Annotated in this window: 17 protein-coding genes and 1 pseudogene; 12 read left to right on the top strand and 6 right to left on the bottom strand. The window is 32.7% G+C overall.

The genetic code is table 11. The features are described from left to right. Window positions 1–83: 83 nt before the first annotated feature. Entirely contained in the window at window positions 84–3,611 is a 3,528-nt protein-coding gene (locus JEM49_RS07735; RefSeq protein WP_201874522.1) for a DEAD/DEAH box helicase, read from the top strand. Window positions 3,612–3,707: 96 nt separating this feature from the next. Here the strand turns inward: JEM49_RS07735 and plsY are convergent, their stop codons facing one another. Beyond that, complete coding sequence (gene plsY / locus JEM49_RS07730; RefSeq protein WP_025006103.1) at window positions 3,708–4,334, bottom strand: glycerol-3-phosphate 1-O-acyltransferase PlsY; 627 nt, start codon at window positions 4,332–4,334, stop codon at window positions 3,708–3,710. A gap of 96 nt (window positions 4,335–4,430) precedes the next feature. On the opposite strand from plsY, the gene parE reads away from it, so the two are divergent. The 5 genes from parE (at window position 4,431) to JEM49_RS07705 (ending at window position 11,589) form a co-directional block, all read left to right on the top strand. Then, window positions 4,431–6,377: a DNA topoisomerase IV subunit B gene (parE, locus tag JEM49_RS07725; RefSeq protein WP_025006104.1), complete on the top strand. Its 1,947-nt coding sequence runs from the start codon at window positions 4,431–4,433 to the stop codon at window positions 6,375–6,377. Between the two features lie 16 nt (window positions 6,378–6,393). Continuing rightward, the gene (gene parC / locus JEM49_RS07720; protein WP_025006105.1) at window positions 6,394–8,850 is read left to right on the top strand and encodes a DNA topoisomerase IV subunit A; all 2,457 of its coding nucleotides are present in this window, start codon (window positions 6,394–6,396) and stop codon (window positions 8,848–8,850) included. Between the two features lie 149 nt (window positions 8,851–8,999). Then, window positions 9,000–9,974, top strand: coding sequence for a LysR substrate-binding domain-containing protein (locus tag JEM49_RS07715; protein WP_087235539.1), 975 nt, complete (start codon window positions 9,000–9,002; stop codon window positions 9,972–9,974). A gap of 20 nt (window positions 9,975–9,994) precedes the next feature. After that, the gene (locus tag JEM49_RS07710) at window positions 9,995–10,930 is read left to right on the top strand and encodes a manganese-dependent inorganic pyrophosphatase (RefSeq protein ID WP_025006106.1); all 936 of its coding nucleotides are present in this window, start codon (window positions 9,995–9,997) and stop codon (window positions 10,928–10,930) included. An 80-nt stretch (window positions 10,931–11,010) separates the two neighbouring features. Continuing rightward, on the top strand, window positions 11,011–11,589 hold the full coding sequence (locus JEM49_RS07705) for a peptidylprolyl isomerase (RefSeq protein ID WP_035434451.1): 579 nt from the start codon (window positions 11,011–11,013) through the stop codon (window positions 11,587–11,589). Between the two features lie 34 nt (window positions 11,590–11,623). Here JEM49_RS07705 and JEM49_RS07700 read toward each other — a convergent pair whose 3' ends face one another. After that, window positions 11,624–11,977, bottom strand: a complete 354-nt coding sequence (locus tag JEM49_RS07700) for a helix-turn-helix domain-containing protein (protein WP_025006107.1) — start codon at window positions 11,975–11,977, stop codon at window positions 11,624–11,626. A 250-nt stretch (window positions 11,978–12,227) separates the two neighbouring features. Here JEM49_RS07700 and JEM49_RS07695 point away from each other — a divergent pair, with 250 nt between their 5' ends. Next, the gene (locus JEM49_RS07695; RefSeq protein WP_201874520.1) at window positions 12,228–12,926 is read left to right on the top strand and encodes a YoaK family protein; all 699 of its coding nucleotides are present in this window, start codon (window positions 12,228–12,230) and stop codon (window positions 12,924–12,926) included. A gap of 1,276 nt (window positions 12,927–14,202) precedes the next feature. On the opposite strand, the gene JEM49_RS07690 is transcribed toward JEM49_RS07695, so the two are convergent. Further along, window positions 14,203–14,457, bottom strand: a complete 255-nt coding sequence (locus JEM49_RS07690) for a GlsB/YeaQ/YmgE family stress response membrane protein (protein ID WP_025005684.1) — start codon at window positions 14,455–14,457, stop codon at window positions 14,203–14,205. Window positions 14,458–15,020: 563 nt separating this feature from the next. Here JEM49_RS07690 and JEM49_RS07685 point away from each other — a divergent pair. The 3 genes and pseudogenes from JEM49_RS07685 (at window position 15,021) to JEM49_RS07675 (ending at window position 17,485) form a co-directional block, all read left to right on the top strand. Beyond that, the gene (locus JEM49_RS07685; RefSeq protein ID WP_201874518.1) at window positions 15,021–16,178 is read left to right on the top strand and encodes a GH25 family lysozyme; all 1,158 of its coding nucleotides are present in this window, start codon (window positions 15,021–15,023) and stop codon (window positions 16,176–16,178) included. 152 nt (window positions 16,179–16,330) lie between these two features. Beyond that, window positions 16,331–16,724: pseudogene (locus JEM49_RS07680) on the top strand (hypothetical protein). A gap of 152 nt (window positions 16,725–16,876) precedes the next feature. Further along, window positions 16,877–17,485 (top strand): DUF5052 family protein, encoded by a 609-nt coding sequence (locus JEM49_RS07675; protein ID WP_201874514.1) that lies wholly within the window; start codon window positions 16,877–16,879, stop codon window positions 17,483–17,485. Window positions 17,486–17,587: 102 nt separating this feature from the next. On the opposite strand, the gene JEM49_RS07670 is transcribed toward JEM49_RS07675, so the two are convergent. Beyond that, window positions 17,588–18,043: a hypothetical protein gene (locus JEM49_RS07670; protein ID WP_025005681.1), complete on the bottom strand. Its 456-nt coding sequence runs from the start codon at window positions 18,041–18,043 to the stop codon at window positions 17,588–17,590. 515 nt (window positions 18,044–18,558) lie between these two features. Between JEM49_RS07670 and xerS the strand changes: the two genes are divergently transcribed. Next, on the top strand, window positions 18,559–19,641 hold the full coding sequence (gene xerS / locus JEM49_RS07665) for a tyrosine recombinase XerS (RefSeq protein WP_201874512.1): 1,083 nt from the start codon (window positions 18,559–18,561) through the stop codon (window positions 19,639–19,641). Between the two features lie 193 nt (window positions 19,642–19,834). Here the strand turns inward: xerS and JEM49_RS07660 are convergent, their stop codons facing one another. Both JEM49_RS07660 and JEM49_RS07655 read right to left on the bottom strand, forming a co-directional pair. Beyond that, window positions 19,835–20,716: a DegV family protein gene (locus JEM49_RS07660; RefSeq protein ID WP_201874501.1), complete on the bottom strand. Its 882-nt coding sequence runs from the start codon at window positions 20,714–20,716 to the stop codon at window positions 19,835–19,837. A 73-nt stretch (window positions 20,717–20,789) separates the two neighbouring features. Continuing rightward, on the bottom strand, window positions 20,790–21,206 hold the full coding sequence (locus JEM49_RS07655; RefSeq protein ID WP_201874499.1) for a MarR family transcriptional regulator: 417 nt from the start codon (window positions 21,204–21,206) through the stop codon (window positions 20,790–20,792). A gap of 294 nt (window positions 21,207–21,500) precedes the next feature. Between JEM49_RS07655 and JEM49_RS07650 the strand changes: the two genes are divergently transcribed. Beyond that, entirely contained in the window at window positions 21,501–23,195 is a 1,695-nt protein-coding gene (locus JEM49_RS07650; protein ID WP_201874497.1) for an Rqc2 family fibronectin-binding protein, read from the top strand.

Raw genomic sequence — 23,195 nt, 5'->3', positions numbered from 1 at the left:
ATATTTGCTTATACCTAAAATATTACTTTAAACTATAATTATTACCAATCATTAAACTAATTATTACAAAAAGGAATGATTTAATGGCTAATTGGCGTACACTATTTCCAGCTCGAATTTTAAGTCGCGGCGAAATATACTATGACAATCTAATGATCAAGTCTTTTGATCTTGCACAAGATAACGAACATTTTGCTGCAACGATTCAAGGTGGAGTAGGCCAGTATTATAGCGTTTCAGGTCGACTTCGTTTAGACGGTCGTGCTTCTGAATTAAAGTGCAATTGTCCATGGGCTAAGAAGGGCCATCGTTGTAAACATGAAGTAGCGGCACTTCTAGCAACAGAAAATGAACAAAAAGCAAATAAAAAATATTCTACAACTCAAGGGACTCATTTTAGTGATTTACTTTCTGAAGACATAAAAGAAAGTATTATTAAAGCCCAGCCCGCAGTTAATCCACTAGACATTATTGGAGATAAACTCTGTAATAAGCAAGACTATCAAACTGCTATGCAACTAAAGCAGAATTTAATAGAAATTAGTTGTGATCATTTAGATAATAAAATGCGTTCTTATGAATATATTTGGCATTTAGAGCAGTACGATGGCAGCTGGGTAACATTGGATGTCCAATTTACACGTTGGCAAATCATTGCAATTGATTTTAATGCTTTTCATAAGCTTTATGTAAATCAAGAGGTAATCAATGCTTTGACTTGGCTTAAATTTATTCCTGAATACCTTAAAGATGATCCTTTTGATATAACTAATGATGCTGCATTACAGCTTCTTTCACTATATTCCACTAAGCCTAAGGAAGATAATGATCCAATAGTTTTAAGGGCTCAAACCAACAATTATGGCTCTATGCTTAGTATTCAATTTAAATTGGGTAAAGGAAAACATCTTTATCAGCTTAAGGATCTGAATCATTTAATCGATATGGTTCATGATCAACAACCGATAAAATTGGGCAAATTTTTCAACGAAGTAATTGATCCCGAAAAAATGGATACTAGTAGCAAGCGGTGGCTAGATTTTATTAAGAAGATTGTCGATGCTCGCAACTTAAATAAATGGGGATATTCTACCGAGACTCTTGATCGCATCGATGTCAGCGATTCAATTGCTGATGAAGTAAATGATTTATTGTACCAGGGATCAAAGCTATATTCTGGGACTCGTCTTGTAGGTTATACTACCGATAAACTGACAGCTAATATCCAAATTGAAGAAGAAAATGGCAGTGCTCATATTCTAGTAGAAGATTTTCCGACCTCAACACTAATAACGGGAAATGACAATTTTTATGGTTATTACAAAGGCGTATGGATTAAATATGAGGGCCTCACTCCTAAGTATTTAGCTCAGTTAGGCTTGCATCCCGGTGAAGAATTACGTTTTAGCAAGAAAAACGTTACTGAATTTACACGAAAAGTTTTGCCTAAATTAGAGCAATCTGATTATCTAGAGATATCTGGCGCTAATAAATTACGAGCTATTTTGCCACCTGAAGCAAATTTTACATTTAAATTCGACTATCAAGATAATAATGCCCTGTGCCAAGCCCTTGTTCAATATGGCAAAAATACATACTTACTAAATCGCAATTTTTCTCAAACTGAGCGCCGTGAAGCTAAAAGAGAAAATGAAATTGAACAACTAGTTAAACAATATTTTTCTGATTTCAAGAATAATGAATATCTGTTGTCTAATGATGATTTAGATCGCTTAGGCGAATTTCTTGATCATGGAATTGCCAAATTTAAAGAAATTGGCGAGGTGCAAATTACGCCAACGTTTAGATCTCTCCTAAAAAGTACCAATACCAAGATGGAATTAGGTGTGAGCGTTAACTTGACCAATGAACTAATTGATGTAGATATCTCCAGTCAAAAAATGAGTTGGGAAGATATTCAAGCTGCACTTAAAGCATATCAAGAAAAGCGGCGCTATTTTGTTTTATCTAATGGTCTACTTCAGCATACCCAGCAACCAACTATTGAGCAATTAGCTCAAACACTGCACGATTTAGATATCAGCTTTACAGATTTTATCCATGGAAAATTACAATTACCTGCTTATCGTGCCTTTTACTTTGCCAAAGAAATGCAAAAAGCTAATTCTTTACATTTCTCCAGTAATGAAGCTTTTAATCAATTAATTAATGATTTAAACAAAAACCAAGTAAAACCAAGTAAGCTGCCTACTAAGCTAAAAAGTGTCTTACGTCCTTATCAAAAAGAAGGATTTAATTGGCTTAGTACATTAGTTAATTATAATTTTGGAGGAATTCTAGCCGATGAAATGGGCTTAGGTAAAACTCTACAGGTAATTGCTTTATTATTAACTAGGAAAAAGAAAAATAGCACTAGTTTAGTAGTAGCACCAACATCGGTTATCTATAACTGGCAGAATGAAGCACAAAAATTTGCGCCTGAATTAAAAACTGCTGTACTAGGCGGAACTAAAAAAGAGCGAGCATTAATTCTCTCTAACGCTAATAATTACGATTTATTGATTACCTCATATCAATCTTTAAATCGTGACTTGGAATCTTATCAGGGACTTGTTTTCGATATTCAAATTCTTGACGAAGCACAAAATATCAAAAACCACCAATCAATTACAGCTCAATCAGCTAAAGTTATTAAGGCTCATCATAAGCTTGCCTTAACAGGTACACCAATCGAAAACAAATTAAGTGAATTATGGAGCATCTTTGATTATTTAATGCCTAATTTTTTAGGATCATATCTAAACTTTAAGAAGAAGTTTGAGATACCAATAATTAAAGAAGAAGACGAAAATGCCGAAAATCAATTAGTTGAAATGGTAACGCCATTTATTCTGCGCAGGCTAAAAAAGGATGTTTTAAACGATTTACCTGCAAAAGACGAAGAGATCGTTTACGTTACTATGGGTACTAAGCAAGCTGAACTTTATAAACTACAAACGCAAAAGTTAATAGCCGAATTAGCTCGTCAGGGGGATGCAGAATTCAAGCGTGCTCATTTTAAAATCTTTGCGCAAATTACTAAATTACGTGAAATTTGTTGTGATCCGCATTTATTGTATGAGAATTATCATGGTAACTCTGGCAAATTGATTATGACTATTAAGCTAATCAAAGCAAATATAGAAAATGGACATAAAATTCTCTTATTTTCACAGTTCACTTCAATGCTAGAGATAATTCAAAACAAGTTAGCTAAACTAAAGATTCCTATTTTTGTAATTACAGGAGTAACTGCTAAGAAAGAACGTCAGGAAAAAATTCGTCAGTTTAACACATTAGATAAACCTGGCATCTTTTTAATCTCTCTTAAAGCAGGGGGAACTGGCATTAATTTAACTAGTGCTGATGTAGTTATTCACTATGATCCGTGGTGGAATTTAGCTGCGGAAAATCAGGCAAGTGATCGTGCTCACCGTATGGGACAAAAACACACAGTTAAAATTTATAAAATGGTTACCCGTGACAGTATTGAAGAAAAAATTATTTCGTTACAACATAAAAAAGCAGACTTAGCCAAGATAATTTTAGATAATCATGATGTCGCACAAGCTACAATGAGTAAAGAAAATTTATTAAAGATTCTAAAATGATTTTGCACTTGCGAACTATTGTTTGCATAGGTATAATAAAAAACTAAATATAAAACCAACAAGTTATATACTTGCTGGTTTTATATTTAGTTTAATTTAGTGATGTTTTTTATAATACCAATAATATAATCCGAATGGCACCATATTTTCTTGGTGATGCTTTAGACGAATTATATTGCTTCGATGGCTCCAGTAGATTAAGACTACGAGCAGTCCACTGATAATGCTTAAGGCAAGATCGTGGAAGAACAATGAAGCTATAAAAATCAAAACTACTGAAATTAGGCTAGTTAATGAAACCATACTTGTAATAAACAAGATTGGGAAAAAGATGACTGCACAAATTAAAAAGAAGTGGACATTATAGCCTAATAAGAAACCGGCTGATGTAGCAACGGCTTTCCCACCTTTGAATTTTAAAAAGATTGGGAAGGCATGCCCTAAAATTGCAGCTAGGCCAAAAATCAGGCTAAGATAATGAGGTCCTAGATGAAATAGAACTGGTAATAATGTAGCTATGGTTCCCTTGAAAAAATCTACCAAGAAAACAATAATTCCAGCTAATGGACCTAATACTCTAAAAGTATTAGTAGTACCTATATTACCAGAGCCATATTTTCTTATATCTTTGTGAAAGAAGATTTTTCCCACTAATACACCCGTCGGAAAAGATCCGATCAAGTATGCTAAAATAAACAACGATGCAAATTTTAATGCAAACATATTCAACAACTCCTATTAATCTATCGCTATTTTAGCAAAGATTATTCCTTAAATATACGGTGTTGGTGAATTATTGAGTAAATGGGGGATTTTTTAGTGGCAAAAGCTAATACTTATGATGATTCTTCAATTCAAATATTACATGGACTAGAAGCTGTTCGTAAACGACCAGGTATGTATATTGGTTCAACAGATATACATGGTCTTAATCAACTAGTTTACGAAATAGTCGATAACTCTGTTGACGAAGCCATGGCCGGCTTTGGTAAAGAAATTGATGTAACTATCCATAAAGATAATAGTGTAACTGTAAGAGACTTTGGACGTGGGATGCCTACAGGAATGCATAAGTCAGGAAAGCCAACTATTGAAGTTATTCTGACTGTACTCCATGCAGGTGGTAAATTTACTGAACAAAACTATAAAACATCAGGTGGACTTCATGGTGTAGGTTCATCCGTAGTAAATGCACTTTCAAGTTATATGAAAGTACGTGTTGTTCGAGATGGAAAGGCATACGAAGAAGAGTTTGAAAAGGGTGGACATCCTATTGGAACTCTTAAGTGTTTAGGCAAAACTAAAGATCCTACTGGTACTACAATTACTTTTAAACCAGATGCTATGATCTTTTCAACAACTAAGTATAAGTATGAGACTATTCAGGAACGTATTCGTGAGTCTGCCTTTTTGCTTAAAGGTGTTAAGTTTGTTTTAACTGATGAGCGAGAACCTGAACATCATGATGTATTTCAATATGATGATGGAATTAAATCTTTTGTTTCTTATCTAAATGAAGGTAAGGGAACTATTAGTGATGTTTTCTATTTTGAAGGAAAACAAGATGGCATGGAAATTGAATTTTCCGGTCAATATAGTGATGGATATTCAGAAAATTTAGTATCTTTTGTTAATAATGTTCGTACTGGTGATGGTGGTACTCATGAATCTGGTGCTCGCAGCGGATTTACACGTGCTTTCAACGATTATGCTAAAAAGCAGGGACTACTTGGTAAAAAAGATAAAAATATCGATGGTTCAGATTATCGAGAAGGTTTAAGCGCTGTTTTATCAGTGAAAATTCCAGAAGAATTACTTGAATTTGAAGGTCAAACTAAAGGTAAATTAGGTACCCCACAAGCACGTTCAGCAGTTGATTCACTCGTCTACGAAAAGATGTCTTATTATTTGATGGAAAATGGTGAATTAGCTCAAGAATTGGTGAAGAAGGCACAACGAGCTAGGGATGCACGTGAAGCTGCTAAAAAGGCTAGAGACGAAAGCAGAAACGGCAAGAAAAGACGCAAAAAAGAAGTTCTTTCTGGTAAGCTTACCCCTGCTCAATCACGTAATCCTAAAAAGAATGAATTATTCTTAGTCGAAGGTGACTCTGCCGGTGGTTCAGCAAAACAAGGCCGTGACAGACGCTTCCAAGCAATTTTGCCTTTACGTGGTAAAGTTTTAAATACTCAAAAAGCTAAATTACAAGATATCTTTAAAAACGAAGAAATCAACACTATGATTTATACCATTGGTGCAGGTGTAGGTGCTGAATTTGATGTTGATGATTCAAATTATGACAAAGTTATTATCATGACTGACGCCGATGACGACGGTGCTCATATTCAGATTTTGCTTTTAACCTTTTTCTACCGCTATATGCGTCCAATGATTGAAAAGGGAAAGGTATATATTGCTCTTCCACCTCTTTATCGTTTACAAAAGGGACGTGGCAAGAAAGCAGAAATTCAGTATGCCTGGACAGATGAAGAGCTTGCTGAAGATGAAAAGACTATGAAACGTGGCTATTCATTACAGCGTTTCAAAGGATTGGGTGAAATGAATGCTGAACAACTTTGGCAAACAACCATGAATCCTGAATCCAGAATGCTAATTCGAGTAAAAATTGATGATGCTGCTCTTGCTGAACGACGAGTAACTACCTTAATGGGTGATAAAGTCGCTGCTAGAAGAAAATGGATTGAAGAAAACGTTAAATTTAGAATGGGCGAAGATAGCTCAATCTTAGAATCAGAAGATGATTAAAGAAGGTTTTTAATTAATGACCACAAAAGAACGAATTCGTGAAATGCCGCTTGAACAAGTTATGGGCGAGCGTTTTGGGCGATATTCCAAATATATTATTCAAGAACGGGCTTTACCTGACATTCGTGATGGATTAAAGCCTGTTCAGCGACGCATTCTTTATGCAATGTATCAAGATGGAAATACCTATGATAAGCCATTTAAAAAGGCCGCAAAGGCTGTTGGTAACATTATGGGTAATTTCCACCCACATGGTGACAGTTCTATCTACGGTGCTTTAGTTCACTTATCCCAAGATTGGAAGATGCGTGAACCATTAGTAGAAATGCACGGAAATAACGGGTCAATGGACGGTGATGGTCCTGCGGCTATGCGTTATACTGAATCTCGCTTAAACAAAATATCAAACATGCTTTTGCAAGATATTGATAAGCAAACAGTTAAAATGGTTCTTAATTTCGACGATACTGAATATGAACCAACTGTTTTGCCAGCCCGTTTTCCTAATTTATTAGTCAATGGGTCAACGGGTATTTCTGCGGGGTATGCTACTGAGATTCCTCCACATAACCTTGGTGAAGTAATTGATGCTACTATTTATTTGCTAAAACATCCTGATGCTTCATTAGAAGATCTAATGAATTTTGTGAAAGGTCCCGATTTTCCTACTGGTGCTATTGTTATGGGAACTAAAGGCATCAAGGAAGCATATAAAACTGGTAGAGGTCGTATTCAAGTTAGAGCTAAAACCAGTATTCAAGAAATTCGTGGACACCGTCAAGAAATTGTAGCAACAGAAATTCCATTTGATGTTAACAAGGCTCTTTTAGTCAAAAAGATTGACGAGATTCGATTAAATAAAGAAATTGATGGTATTGCTGAAGTACGTGATGAAACTGACCGTCATGGTCTGTCTATCGTTATCGAACTAAAAAAAGATGCAGATGCTCAAAACATTTTAAACTATTTATTTAAGAATACTGATTTACAGGTTTCTTATAACTTCAATATGGTTGCAATTGATCATATGACTCCTGTTCAAGTAGGCTTAAAGCGTATCTTATCATCCTACTTAGAACACGAAGAAGACGTTGTAACTAAGCGAACCAAATTTGATTTAAATAAAGCTGAAGCACGTCTAGAAATCATTCAAGGTTTGATTCATGCGATGGATATTCTTGATCAAGTTATTAAGACCATCCGTGCTTCAAAAAACAAGGCTGACGCTAAAAAGAACTTGGTTGCCAAATATAAATTTACTGCCAATCAAGCCGAGGCAATTGTTTCTTTACAACTTTATAGATTAACTAATACTGATGTTAATGCATTGATTGCCGAACAAACTAAGCTCAATAAACTTGCAGAAAAATACCGTAAACTTTTGTCAGACCGAAAGACCTTAGAAAAAGAAATTATTAAAGAACTATCAGCTGTAAAAAAGGAATTTGCTAGTCCTCGTCGTACTGAGATTTCTGAAGAAAGTGCTAAAGTTAAAATTGATGAAAAAGCATTAGTTGCTGATGAACAAGTACGTGTATTAATCAGTCGTGATGGTTACTTAAAGCGTTCTTCACTTAGATCATACCAATCTACTGATGATGCCGATAATGGCTTACCAGATGGAGATAAAGTAATTTATGAAAATACGTTATCCACTTTATCTAATCTTTATCTATTTACTAATCATGGTAATGTTATCTACCGACCAGTTCATGAGTTAGTAGAAACTAAATGGAAAGAAACTGGGCAACACCTTTCTCAAGAAATTGGATTAGACAGTGATGAACAAATTATTCGTGTCTTTGTATTCGATAATTTAAACGTAACTAAAAACTTTGTTCTAGCTACCAATGATGGTTATATCAAACAACTTGAATTGACTAACTTGCAACCAACTAGAACTTATAAATCACGTGCTATGACAGCTATCAAATTAAAGAATAAAGATAGCTTATTGATTGGGGTAGATCTAATTAATCCTAATGATAAAAAGGAAATCACATTATTTACTCATCGAGCATATGCAATTAGATATGACATCAGTGAAATTCCAACGTCAGGTTCTAAAGCGGTAGGGGTTAAGTCAGCTAACCTTAAAGATGACGATTATATAGTCGGCTATGTTTTAGTTGACAGTCAGTATCTCGATTTAATGCATGTTGGTTTAATTACTCAACGGGGTGCATTTAAGCAATTTAAGCTTTCTTTAGTTAATAAGGTATCTCGTGCCAAACGTGGGGTATTAGTTTTACGCGAACTAAAGACTAGACCACATAGAATTGTAGCTTTAATGCCTTACGCTCAAGATCATATCCTACATGTTACTACCTCTAGTGACCGTCACATTGAAATTAAGACTAATGAATATCCATTAGGTGATCGTTATTCAAACGGTTCATTTGTTATCGATACAACGGTAGATGGTACACCAACAGATATTGAATTAGGTCGTCCAATTAGCAGTCAGAATTAATATCATGCTTATTATTTAATAACATTTTATAAAAAGAAAATAGTGCTGAGACATTTGTTTTGACACTATTTCTTTTTGGATAGATAATAAATTATGTTATGGGACATGACTTATCATAAAATAAAATTTCGAGAAAGAAGATAATTGTTATGCCTAAAACTGATACAATATTGTCGGCTAAATTATTACGTTATTTTTTACAACTAATTGATACAATGAACTACACCCAAGCAGCTCAAATTTTGGGAATTACCCAACCAGCATTAACTCAACAAGTTAAAAAGCTTGAGCATGCTATTGGTGCGCCCTTATTTGGTCAAATGGGTAAGAAGTTATATTTAACCGAAGCAGGGAAAGAAATGGAAACTGCTGCAGTTGAATTGCTTAATACTATCAATGGAGTTGTAAGTGATATTCAAGAATATACTCAAGCAGATAAAGGTCATATCTCTGTAGGGATCTTGGATTCACTTCAATCAGATCTTTTCTATAAATTCTTAGGTGAATTTAATAAGAAATATCCTGATGTAACCTTTACTATCAATTATTTTGATCGTAAAGAGCTATGGCGTAGGTTGGATACCAACCAAGTTGATATGGCGATTATGTATTTACCTGACAATACGAAGAAGGAAGATACTAATTTACGTCACCAGTATAATTACGAACACTTCTATGATGATCGATTAGTAGTTTTAACTCATAAAACAACTGTTGAAGCTGAAGAAACTTGTCCAGTTTCACGCTTTATAAATAGAAAATGGGTCGCATATCCTGACAATTTCTATTTGACACCTTTAATGCATGAATACTTCGGTAAAAAGAATAAGCCGATTATTCCTATTAAAATTGGATCTACAAAAGAATTAATCAAAATGGCTGAGAATTCAGATTACGATACCTTTATTACTCAATCCTATTATGACGCCCATCGTGATGAAATTGACTCAACCAATTTGACTCCAATTTATTTGAAGGAAGATCATGGATTTCATATTTCCTACGTTTATCGTAAAGGCAAGCTTGAAATACCTAGAATGCAAAATCTCTTAAAAGAATGGGAAAAGTTCTTGGACAAGCATCAGAATTTTAGTAAACTATTAGTAGATCAAATAAAAAGTTAGAAAAAGAGGCAATTTATTCAATGGAAAAAGAATTTGTTTTCGGACACCAAAATCCAGATACTGATGCTATTGGTACTGCCATTGCATTTTCATACTTACAAAATAAATTAGGCTATAACACTGAAGCTGTAGCTTTGGGTGAGCCTAATGATGAAACTGCATATGCCCTTAAGAAGTTTGGTTTTGAAGCTCCTCGTGTTATCAAAGAAGCTGCTCCAGAAGTTAAGGCTGTAATGTTAGTTGACCACAATGAACCTCAACAAAGTGTCTCAGATATCGATAAAGTTAAGGTTACTCATGTTGTTGATCACCACAGAATTATGAACTTCAATACTGCAGATCCTTTATACTATCGTGCTGAACCAATGGGTTGTACTTCAACCATCGTTTGGAAGATGTTTAACGAAAATGGTATTGAAATTCCTGAAAAACTTGCTGGATTAATGCTTTCAGCTATTATTTCAGATACTTTACTTCTTAAATCACCAACTACTACTGATGATGATAAAAAGGCTGTTGAAGCATTAGCAAAAATTGCCAACGTTGACTACAAAGAATATGGTTTAGCAATGCTTAAAGCAGGTACTAACATTAGTAATAAATCAGAGGAAGAATTAATTGATTTAGATGCTAAGAGCTTTGCTTTAAACGGCCACAACGTACGTGTAGCACAAATCAATGTAGTTGACCTACCTGAAGCTTTGGAACGTAAGGATGCCTTTTTAAAGGCTATGGAATCAGCATCAAATGATAATGGTTATGACATGTTTATGCTTTTAATCACTAACATTCTTGATTCAGATTCTGAAGCTTTAGTAGTTGGTTCTAATGAAACTAAAGAATTATTTGAAAAAGCTTTTGATAAGAAGCTTAATGATTCAGAAGTTAAGTTGCCTGGTGTTGTATCACGTAAGAAACAAGTAGTTCCACCATTAACAGAAGCTTTTGAAGGCTAATTTTTAGGTTCTACTAAAAATGACTAGGGAACATATCCCTAGTCATTTTTTTATCTTAAATTTAAAGGAGATAATAATATATGTCATACCCACAACTAGATTTAGAAAATATTACAGGTCCTCGTGCTACTATTAAGACTAATCACGGTGATATTAAGATTCAATTATTCCCAGAACAAGCTCCAATGACCGTTGAAAATTTTGTTCGATTGGCAAAAAAGGGATACTACGATGGTACTATTTTTCATCGTGTAATTAGTGATTTCATGATTCAAGGTGGTGACCCTGAAGGAAATGGTACTGGAGGCACTAGTATTTGGGGCCATCCTTTTGAAGATGAATTCTCACGTGATTTATTCAATCTTCGTGGTGCATTATCAATGGCAAATTCAGGTCCTAATACCAATGGCAGTCAATTCTTTATCGTCCAGAATAAGAACATGCCTAAGCGTTACATCAAGCAAATGGAGCCAGCTGGTTATCCTAAAGAAATTATTCATGCTTATAAGCAAGGAGGAACCCCATGGTTAGATGGTCGTCATACTGTTTTTGGTCAAGTAATTGATGGCATGGATGTAGTCGATGAAATTGCCAAGGTAAAGAAAAATAAAATGGATAAGCCTCTAGAAGATGTAGTTATAAATAATATAGAAATTTAAGACTAAAAAAAGAAGTTGCGCTCGCAACTTCTTTTTAATTCATTTCTTTTAAAAGTACGATGAGTGACTTACATACTCGTTCAGCTTGATCGTCTGGTAATTTTCTTAGCTCATTAGTAACTTTTTGAATGAAAATTGGCGTATTGTTAACATGATTTTCTGGCTTAATATTTTTAGCAGAATAAGCATTATTAATAATATCTGGTGTACTAGTGTTCAAAGCCCGAGCTATTGAATCAAGCTTCTGAATACTAATGTTTTGATCTTTAGTTCTTTCTAAGCGTGAAATAAAATTAACTGAAAGATCGCTAAGTTCAGCTAAGTCCTCCTGTGTAAGTTTTTGTTCACGTCTTCTACGAGAAATTTCTTCTCCTAAATTAATATTCACAAAGCATTCGATCCTTTCAAGTTACTTATACCTTTATAGTTATAGACTATAAAAGTTTCAGGATAAAATGAATAAACTATTTTACAGTCTCTTATCCCGTGATTCCATTTAGGTAATTCTAACTCAAAAAACCTATAAAATTAAGTAATTTGACCTTTAATATAAGATAATCTTAAGAAATTATATTTTTGTTCTATATAAAGTTTATAATGTAAACTGATTATAAATTAAGAGGGGAATTAATGAAGAAATGAATTTAAAAGAGATTTTTAATAAATATGAGCGTCCTGCAGAATCTAGACAATTAGCATGCGCTCTTACTTTTTGTGGAGGATTTGTGGATGCCTATACATATATTCAAAGGGGACATACATTATCTGCTGGACAAACTGGAAACATTATTTTCTTCAGTTCAGCTTTAGCTGACCATAATATAGCTGGCATGATTAACCGTGCAAGTACATTTATCGCTTTTTCTTTAGGATTGCTCGTAGTAGGTCTTTTTCATAAGTACGTTAAAGGATATTATTGGAGAGTATTTTGTTTGTTTCCAATTTTGGCTATTTGCTTAATTGTTGGTTTTTTGCCGCGTAGTGTTCCTAATTATTATATTGTGCCAGCAATTGCGTTTGGACTAGCCATTCAAAATGCATCATTCAGCAAAATTGAAGGAATGGGATATAATAATGCATTTACAACTGGAAATCTAAAGAAATCAGTTGTTGCTTGGAGCGCATTTTTCTTTGGTGAAGATAAAAGCCAACATACAGCTGCAGTAAATTATATGTTATTAGTAATTTCATTTGGAGTTGGTGCAATTGTTTCAGCAATTCTTCAAAAGTTTTTGGTTTTAAAAACAATATGGATAGCTGTAATCTTATTAGCACTTATAAACATGATTTATCTTAATGCTTTGAAAAATAATAAAAAAGTAGACATGCTAAAATAAGTAATTATATAGCAATAAAGAAGTATAAAAGAGAGCAATTAATTCTTACTTGTATCTGCGCATAATTCATATTATGTAAAGTTATAAGCGAGAATATCGTAAATACACAAACAGAAGACATTTTCGTGTATTTTAAAATTGGCAACTCTTTTTATACTTTTTATTTTTGCCTTTTTTATTTGTTGCAAGTTAATTAAAGTTTTTTACTTTTATAAAGATGCTGAGATCGCAATTCTACGGTCAAGTTTATTATTTTTAATTAATAATCAATCGATAAACTTGCCTACTTAATTTTTTAAGTCAAAATTCAAAAAAATTAAATCAATGGATCTATTGATTAATTTCTAACAAAATTTAAAGGCTTAAGTGAAATAAATACCATATACATTCAATAACTAGCTAATCAAGCTAATACGCTGATATTTTTACCATAATAATAAATAGATTCAATACAGATTCTCAGACTAAAAATCGGTCTAATTTCATGCTGATTATAGGGATATTCATAGTAAAATGGCATGATCAGCTGATTTAATAATGATTTTAGGGATAGGCAATTCGTCATATAAATTTTGCTGAATCATTATTAATGAAATAATCCCTTTAACGACCATATTCTTTATACTTGCTTTCTATAAATGGTAATTAATTAGATAAATTATATTTGCTATGCATTACTTAAAACAATAATTTTAATGATAGCAAGAACTAAGTTCCTATCAAAACAGCTATTTTTGCTGATTTATAAAGTTCGAACAAATTTTATATTTTGTTTTAATTTTCATTCATTCTTTATAAAAATCCTTATATTATAAAGAATCTCTACGTCTCATAGCTTTTCTAAGCTTTTTTCTTTTATTACTCCACAGTACACTTGCTAATCATCTTTCTATTTTTAATATTCAGCGTTTGATTTTTAACAATTACGTAATTACATAATTACGTATTACATAATGAATAAAAAATAACTTTTTATTTGAACAATCATAAATTCTTTTAAAGTAAGTCATTATTAATCAACTGAAACCTAAACATAATTGGCTTCAGTTGACAATGAGAGCCCAAAATTCTATTCAAAACAGCCAGATTATCTTCAATTCATTGTTTCAAAATCTATTTATTTTTATCAATTTGTAGCATCACTGTCTTTAATGCTTTTATTTCTCTCCCCTCTCCCAAGAGAATAGGGCAACAAAAAAGGCTAAATCTAGGATAAAATCCTTATTTTAGCCTTTTCGTTTGTAGTACGTACTAAAAATTTTTACTCATATAAACGTTATGCAGTTCTAAATTTGCTGACAACGAAGGCAACAATGATTACCAAAATTACTGCACCTAAAATTGACGGTACAATTGCCATGCCAGCAACTTGTGGCCCCCAGGCACCCAATAAAGCTTGACCTAATGAGGAACCAATTAACCCTGCTAAGATATTAGCAATCCAGTTCATTGATCTGCCATGCCCTGTAAGAGCTCCAGCAATCAAACCAATAACTCCTCCAACAATTAATACCCAAATCCAATGTAGCATTTTGATCACCTTTGCTTTCATTAAAGAAACATCTATATACTTTATTTAGCTAATTAAGCGCTTTTCTTAACTATCTATATTTTATATAATTACAATATTTTTGTCATTAAAGTAATATACGAAATAGCCCTCCTTATACATTTCTTTAGGTTTTAAGTATTATTCTTGACATTTAAAAATTAAAAGTGTCTAAAAAGCATAATATTCTAATTGTAATATCAGTATTTATTTATTTTCATTCAAATTTCTTCACCACGTCTATTATCATACTTGGCTAAGTACTAGCACTTTTTTACTGTTTGCTAGGCCTTTTGAACGTGCATCCCTCTAAGGAGGCATAAACCAAAAAGAATGACATTTAATAATCATTCCATGCTCGACTCTCAATTATTATCCCAATTTTATTGCAATTATTTCTATCTGATTACTACAATATTAATATTTAATCTCAACTATTGCATTTTGGTACCTACCAATGTAATCTATAATATATAAGTTTTAAATATATTAAAAGTGAGAGATATAGATTATTAACTCTCTCCACCAATTATGGAGGAATTAATTTGTTAAAAAAGAAAACATTCGTAAAATTAGCTTGTGCAACTATGTTAGTAAACACTGGGATGAGTCTCCTACCTGCATCCCTCTCTCCTATTAATCCTTCCCATGTACAAGCTTCAGCAACTTCCGTAGCAGCAAGAGAACTAGGGATTGATGTTGCTAGTTATCAAAGTGCGGATTTAACAGCTCATGCCAAAGCCGGATCTCAATTTGCAATAGTCAAAGTTAGTGAAGGTACTAGCTATCGTAATCCAAAGGCTGCCGCTCAAATCAAATCTGCCATTGCTAACGACATGATGCCGATGGGTTATCACTTTGCTACATTTAGTTCTAATGCTTCTATAGCTAAAAGTGAAGCTAAATATGCTGTAGCATCTGCTAAAGCCCTTGGCCTTCCTAAAGGATCCTACTTAGCTTGTGATTATGAAACTGGCAGCGGCAATATAATTACTAACGGTAAGAACGTCACCGCTAAGGCAATCTTAGCCTTTATGGATGAAATTAAAGCAGCTGGCTATCAGCCACTACTTTACGCTAGTTCTTCTGTGTTACAAAATAACATTAATACACCATCTATTATCAAAAAATATCCTAATTCCTTATGGGTAGCAGCATATGCTATATCTGGACGAGTAGATAAGCCTAATTTTAAATACTTCCCTTCAATGGACGGCGTAGCTATCTGGCAATACACTGATAATTGGAAAGGAATGTCTACAGACGGTAATGTAACTATTCTCCCATTATCTATTTCAGGCTCTGCAGTTTCCCAAGCACCTTCTAACTCTAATGCCAAACATACTGGCACAATAATGTATAAGTCCTACGTATATGATTGCAATGGCAAGCGTACCGGCGAAGTTTATAAAGCTTATACATCAGTCAATTACTATGGTGGCAAGACAAAATTAAGCAATGGTAAATCAGCCGTTAAAATTGGCGATAATAAATACATCATGGCAAGCAATATCTTAGGTAACTCACGTATATTTAAGACTGAGGCCGATGTTTACCAAAGCAATGGATCACTTAACACTGAGTGGAAAACATTAAAGCAAGGTTCACCTATTAAGACATATGGACCAAAACATTATATTAACAATGAAGCCTACTATAGAGTTGGTAAAAATGCATACGTAAAGGCTGAAAATTTTAAATAATTGAAAAAGGACTAGACGTAATAGTTTAGTCCTTTTTGTTATAGATCAATTATCAGATTTAAGCTTATGTTTCAAAATTAATTTAGTAAATTATTTTTGAATTTTTTAGCATCTTGCATAGATAATATATACAGATATGGAGGCTAAAAAAGATGAGAGTTACTAAATTAGTTATTGAAATTTTAATGATTGTTTTGTCAGTATGGCTATTTCTAGACGGACTGTTAGGTCAATTACTAGGCATATACGCAGCTAAAAGTATAGTTGGTGGTATTCTTGAAATAATCATAGCTGGCCTGTTTATTGGCGCTGGAATTGTCTATATTTGCTTAGAAAAAAGTCCTTACTTAGGTGGAGATATAACTGGCCCAATTTTGATGATTATCGCAGGCGTTCTAGGAATATTTGGTGGTTTTATATATGCCTGGATGTTTTTGTATGCGGCTATTGCATTAGTAATCGGATTTGGATTTTACATTTGGCATCGTATAATTTGGTACTGATGATATTAGAAAAAGATATTCAAAATATATAAAAGTGGATTGATTATTAGAAAAGATCAATTCACTCTTTTGTTTTTTTATTAACTATCAATAGCTTAATTTAATAATACTCCCCGCCTTTTTGCATCCCTTAAGTACAAATATGATAAAATTAAACTCATCACTATTAAGTATGAATTGAGGAATTTAAAACATATGCGTAAAAAGAAACTTACTTCATTGTTAAGCTTAAGTATTTTAAGCGTAGCTTTACTTTCTGGCTGTAGCAATTTTGAAAATTGGGAGCTGTCTATGCGCTCTAAAATCGGTGCTTTACCATTGACAGTTTCCACTTATGATTCAAATGGACAAAAGATCGATCAAATTAAGGCAAAATCTGTTAATATTCATACAGATAAAAAGATGTCTCAAAAAGACAGCAATGGTAACGAAAAATCTAGCGTAATTGACATTGATTACGGTCACAACAGAATGATTCACGTAGGCTCCACTCTTATTGCCTATGAAGGACTAAAGAATTACGAAGATGAATTTAATAAGCATGTTAATATCAATGATCAAAACAAGGCTGTTCCACTATTAAATACTATGTATCAAAATTTTAAAAATGACTGGAATGGTGATGCTAAAGTAGTTATGATTAGAAGCCAACTAGGGATGCCAATTGCTGTATTCACTGGTAAAAACGTTTCTATCCATAAAAGTGATATGAAGAATGCTACCCAGTTTGTAATTGATGGTCATCGTCTTGTTGCTTATAGAGCTGATTACACTATTTATCCAATAGCTAGTTTAAAGAAATAATATATTAAAAAAGCGCCTCACACATGAGACGCATTTTTAATTGATCCATCTAAAGATTGTAAAGCCATTTTGCCTTTTATTAAATTGGATCTTCAAGCACTATTATTCCTTAATTAAAGTATTGAAAGCTTCATTAGTAGCTACAATATCACCCATAACCTGGTTAACCCAATCGTTGAGTTTATCGTTATCATAGTTTTCAAGACCACCTTCAGTATCTCCAATATCAGCAATACCATTATTAAAGTCTACCATTTCAGTGATTAATCTTTCTGCAAAATCCTTAGTTGTACCGGCAAAATTATCCGCAAAGGTATCAACGTTACCATAAGCATCTGTGATATCACTAAAAGTTTGTACCATCTTGCCAAAAGTATCGTCCAAATTATTAACGTCTTCTTGAGTTGGTACAGTTAATTCTTCATTTTCATTATTAAGCTGCTCATCCAAACGAACACCGATATCATTTAATACTAAATGACCATCATACAAACGATTTAATAATTTAATACCACTTGGATTCTTAGCTTGAAAATTTACATCAATTTCTTCTGTCATAATTTTTCCTCGTCTTATATAATCTTCGTCTTTATTGTACAATTTTTATACATGAAATTTCAAAAACAATATTTTAAACTAAATTAACATTAAATATAAATATTTTTTGAAAATTTGGCGTTTAAGACTTGATCATTAGATTTAATCATCTTAAAATAAATACTTGAAAGGTAAGTTGTACCATACAAACAACACTGTCTAATAATACAGATTGTTTAGCTTGATGTTAAATGCCTATATTATATAGATAAACATAATCAAAGTTACTATAACTGGAATGCTGAAGGGTTGCTACCGGCGTTGCTAGTATTCCAGTTATAGTGACGTGGTTTATTCCATTCTTTAAATACTTATGAACAATTTTTTACAATAATACTATAGATATTATCGTTTGAGTTGGGAAAAGTAATTAAAGCTGGGATTTTTAATATTCACCTATCTCCAAAGATAGGTGTTTTTTATTACCTTTTTCTATGATACAATTATTTAAACACTTGTTCGAGTAAGGAGAAAATATGGAATCTACTAAGTATCTTAGCTTAATTAAAACTGAACTAGATAATATGCCAGACTTTGTTAAACAATATAATTTAGGTACTAATCACTCATTAACAACCACCTATCAATATTTAACCGAGATACGTCGTTTTTTTAATTGGTTACGTCAAGAAGGCATCTCTACTGCAAAAGATAATCAACATATCTTACCAGATACTTTAGCAAATTTACGGCGAAATGATATCATGTTGTACATTGATAACTTAGGCCACACTAAGAATAAGCAAGGACACTTGAACTCCCCCACTACTATTAATCGTTCTATTAATGCCCTACGCTCTTTATTTAAATTTTTGACCATTACATCAGATAATAATAATGGTGAGCCCTATTTTGAGCGCAACGTAATGCTCAAAATTGAGTCTTTAAATGATACTAAAACATTAAATTATCGTGCTCACGTTTTAGAATCACACATGTACACTGGAAACCTCAAATTCGAATTTCTTAAATTTATTGATCATGACTATGAAAATAAATGCAATAAGCAAGCTAAACCTGGTTTCAAGATGAATAAAGAAAGAGATATGGCCATTATTGCTTTAATTTTAGGGACAGGAATTCGAGTTTCTGAGTGTGCTGGCGTAGATATGCAAGATTTGAATATAAAGGACGCAGTTTTAGATGTCACGCGTAAAGGCGGACAAAAGGATAGTGTCCCTATTGCTGAATGGACTCTAAACTATATTAAAAATTATAAAAAAATCCGAGCTGAGCGTTATATGGCCGATTCTAAGCAAACGGCTTTCTTTCTAACAAGATGGCACAATAAAACAAAACGCATGACTACTAATGCAATTGAAAAAATGGTTAGCAAATATTCATCCAGCTTTGGTCATCCTCTTACCCCTCATAAATTGCGCCATACATTAGCTTCTGAATTGTATGCTGTTACTAAAGATCAAGTTTTAGTAGCACAGCAATTAGGTCAAAAAGGAACAACTGCCACAGATTTATATACTCACGTAGATCAAAAGAAGCAGCGAGCAGCATTAGATGCAATTTCTAATGATCATCAAAATTTAAATGAAACTAAATAATAAAACAGCACCAAACTATATAAAAATGGTGCTGTTTTTAATATGTCTAGCAATAATAAAAGTGTTATTGCTGATCACCACATAAATAATAGTAAATTTATTATTATATCCATAACCACAACTATAACAATTTTACTATTAATATTAAATAATAAAAAAGACACTGTTTTTTAGTTTAACAGCGCCTCTTTTATTATTTAGTTAAATCTAATTTATCAAAGTCTATCATCCATGCAATCGCAATAGACTTTTCACCTAAGTGTGTAGCAATTACAGGACTGAATTCAGCCACATCCACCGGCTTATCTGGAAAGTTAGTATTAATAAACTCTTTTATGTCTTCTGCTTGTTTGAGGTCATTAGAATGAAATACGAATAAACGTAATCTATCCTTATAAGGTAATTCTGCAGTTTTTTCTAAAGTAAGTTTCTTAACCTTGGCAACAGCACGCTTTAAAGATCTGATTTTATCAAAAGCAACAATTTTACCATCATCATTAAATGTTAATAATGGTTTTATTTGCAGCATAGTACCAATAAACGCACCTGCGTTGCTTAAACGACCGCCTCTGCTTAAGTTCTTAAGATCATCAACTACAAAATATTCATCGATTGTCTTTCGAATTTCGTCCATTTTCTTTAAAATAGCTTCTGGTTCCATGCCATTCTTAATCATTCTAGCAGCAGCTAATACCAAATAACCTTGTAATCTTACGGTCATTTTAGAATCATAAGGATATAGATTATATTCCGGATTATTATGAGCCATGTTTACCATGTTTTGATAAAATCCAGAAATACCACTCGATAAAGTAATAGCAATGATAGCCTCATAGCCTTCTCCATGAAGCTTATTGCATAATTCAATCATTTGACCCATGCTTGGTTGTGAAGTCTTAGGAAAAGCTGCGCCTTGTTTTTGTAGTTCAAAAAGTTGCGCAGAAGTAATATTAACTCCTTCTAAGTATTCCTTGTCGCCAACGATGACGGGAATCGGAACCACATTAATATTATTGTCCTTAACTTCTTGTTCAGTTAAGACACTAGTACTGTCAGTAACTAATGCGATTTTCAATTTATTTCCCCTTCTCAATTTCTTTAATTATATAATACAGAAGAATTATAGCATAAAACCATTAATTACACACCTATTGCAAGTCGTCTAATGAGGAAGAAGCTTGTGCAATTTCGTAAAGTTGCTTAACAAACAGACTAGAAGCATCAGAATCCAAATATATAAAAAGAAGACTTTCAATTTTACTAAGTGTATTCTTTAATTCTTCTGCTTTCTTTATACCTTCTGAACTTAATTTCACAATCTTACTTGAATCTTTTTCAGATCGTGTAATTTCTATAAGGCTCTTTGTCTTTTTTTGTTGAAGCTGACGACTTAAGGTAGATAAAGAAATATTAAGTGCTTTAGCTAATTTTCCCATGGCTAAAGCTTTATTATTTGTGTCATCAAAAAAAAGCAAAATTCTAGTTTGTGAAATATTCAGACCACACTTGTGATTTATTTCTTTTTTTATTTGATCTGCAATAGTGCTAAAAAATAATACATCCATATACAAAGTCCTTTTTCTCCAAATTAGATTATTATAACTGTATTTTATCATTTAATAATCTATTTGATAATACCGTTTCCAAACTATATTAGATATATAGCGTTGTGTGAAACATTAAATATTAAAACTTTAATACTAATGTTAATTATAACTCTAATATGTCATTTTGTATTTATATTAGTTTTGCCTAATTATTAATGTGTATTATTTTTAGCTTATAGTTGATAACTCTAATAATTTTAGAATATTGAATTTTATTGTTATAATATTAAACGTATTTTGAGGTGATGTATTATGGCATTTGATGGATTATTTATCCATAGTTTATTACAAGATTTAACCCCTACTCTAGTAGGAAGTCGTTTATCAAAAATTTACCAACCCTTTGATCAAGACTTAGTTTTAATCTTTAGAAAAAATCGAAAAAACTACCAATTTTTAATTTCAGCTAATGCACAATATCCAAGGATGTATTTAACTGAACAAACAATTAACAACCCTGATAAAGCTCCTATTTTTGTAATGGTATTACGTAAATACTTAGAGGGCTCTGTTTTACAATCTATTGATCAAGTAGGTTTAGATCGAATTACTAATTTCCATTTTAGTAATCGCAATGAATTGGGTGATGAAATCGAATTAGTTCTTTCCGTAGAATTAATGGGTCGTCACAGTAACGTAATTCTCTACAATCAAAAAGATAATCATATCATCGACTTATTAAAGAGAATTAATCCTGATGAAAATAGAGCTCGTATTTTATTACCAAAAGCAAAATATGAGTTACCTCCATTGAAGCCAGGAATAAATGGATTAACTTTGTCTGAAACTGAATTTAAACAACTTAGCAATGAAAATGATGCTAAAAGTTTAGCTAAGCAAATGGATGGTTTAGATAAAGATGATCGAAGTGAACTATTGGGGTACTTAGAAGATGAATACAGCTATTCTTCCTTTAAAACGTTTTTCAATCAGTTCGACAATCCACGCGCATTTGTTTTAAAGACTCCTAATAATAAGAGAAAAATCTTTTGTTATTTGCCTTATCATCTAGATCTTGAAAAGGAAAGCTCTAATCCTGACCTTAACAAAGGACTTGATGAATTTTATGAATATCAAGCTAATCGTGATTGGGTAAAACAACGCGCTAGTCAAGTAGAACGCGTGGTTAAGAATGAGCAAAAAAAGCTAAGCAAGAAAATCAAGAAATTAAAGAAACAACTCAATCTTGCTGAAAACTCAGAAGGATATCGTATTAAGGGTGAAATTTTAAACACAAATTTAAATCAAGTGAAGCCAGGAATGACTACAGTTTCCCTGCCTAACTACTATGAAAACAATGCACCTATTGCAATAAAATTAGACCCTGCCCTTTCACCAGCACGCAATGCTCAAAAATATTTTACTCGATATAAAAAATTGCGCGATTCCATTAAACATGTTAATCAGCAAATCAAAATAGCCGAAGAAAATTTGCGCTATTTTGATTCTATTCAAACTGCTATCGATAATGCGGATCCGCAGGATATTGATCAAATTAATGATGAGTTAATCAATCAAGGATATATTCGAAAACAAAAGAAGAATAAACGAAAAAATAAAATTACAGAACGTAATCTGAATGAATTTAAACTTTCTTCTGGTAAACATGTTTTAGTTGGTAAAAACAATTATCAAAATGATTGGTTAACTTTAAAAAAGGCTAACAAATCTGATTACTGGTTCCATGTTAAAAATATGCCAGGATCTCACGTGATTTTACGAGATGATCAACCATCTGAAGACGATATTAAAGAAGCAGCTGAAATCGCAGCATTCTTTTCTAAGGGCAAAGACTCTGCCCATGTTCAAGTAGATTATGTACAAGACAAACGTGTTAAAAAGCCTAATGGTGCTAAACCCGGATTTGTAATTTATACTGGTCAAAACTCTATTGAAGTCACTCCAGTAGAGAAAGAAATTATGGCAATGAAAGTCAATAAAAAATAA

The sequence above is a fragment of the Lactobacillus sp. A27 genome (assembly GCF_016742815.1).
Taxonomy (GTDB): Bacteria; Bacillota; Bacilli; order Lactobacillales; family Lactobacillaceae; genus Lactobacillus; species Lactobacillus gallinarum.
Note: the sequence above shows the minus strand (reverse complement) of the source record. Positions and strands in the feature narration are given on the sequence as shown.

What these genes read in the sequence shown, in the direction of transcription:
- JEM49_RS07735 (WP_201874522.1), top strand. Translation starts at nt 84, where the DNA reads ATGGCTAATTGGCGTACACTATTTCCAGCTCGAATTTTAAGTCGCGGC.
- plsY (WP_025006103.1), bottom strand. Translation starts at nt 4,334, where the DNA reads ATGTTTGCATTAAAATTTGCATCGTTGTTTATTTTAGCATACTTGATC.
- parC (WP_025006105.1), top strand. Translation starts at nt 6,394, where the DNA reads ATGACCACAAAAGAACGAATTCGTGAAATGCCGCTTGAACAAGTTATG.
- JEM49_RS07715 (WP_087235539.1), top strand. Translation starts at nt 9,000, where the DNA reads ATGCCTAAAACTGATACAATATTGTCGGCTAAATTATTACGTTATTTT.
- JEM49_RS07710 (WP_025006106.1), top strand. Translation starts at nt 9,995, where the DNA reads ATGGAAAAAGAATTTGTTTTCGGACACCAAAATCCAGATACTGATGCT.
- JEM49_RS07705 (WP_035434451.1), top strand. Translation starts at nt 11,011, where the DNA reads ATGTCATACCCACAACTAGATTTAGAAAATATTACAGGTCCTCGTGCT.
- JEM49_RS07695 (WP_201874520.1), top strand. Translation starts at nt 12,228, where the DNA reads ATGAATTTAAAAGAGATTTTTAATAAATATGAGCGTCCTGCAGAATCT.
- JEM49_RS07690 (WP_025005684.1), bottom strand. Translation starts at nt 14,457, where the DNA reads ATGCTACATTGGATTTGGGTATTAATTGTTGGAGGAGTTATTGGTTTG.
- JEM49_RS07675 (WP_201874514.1), top strand. Translation starts at nt 16,877, where the DNA reads ATGCGTAAAAAGAAACTTACTTCATTGTTAAGCTTAAGTATTTTAAGC.
- JEM49_RS07670 (WP_025005681.1), bottom strand. Translation starts at nt 18,043, where the DNA reads ATGACAGAAGAAATTGATGTAAATTTTCAAGCTAAGAATCCAAGTGGT.
- xerS (WP_201874512.1), top strand. Translation starts at nt 18,559, where the DNA reads ATGGAATCTACTAAGTATCTTAGCTTAATTAAAACTGAACTAGATAAT.
- JEM49_RS07655 (WP_201874499.1), bottom strand. Translation starts at nt 21,206, where the DNA reads ATGGATGTATTATTTTTTAGCACTATTGCAGATCAAATAAAAAAAGAA.
- JEM49_RS07650 (WP_201874497.1), top strand. Translation starts at nt 21,501, where the DNA reads ATGGCATTTGATGGATTATTTATCCATAGTTTATTACAAGATTTAACC.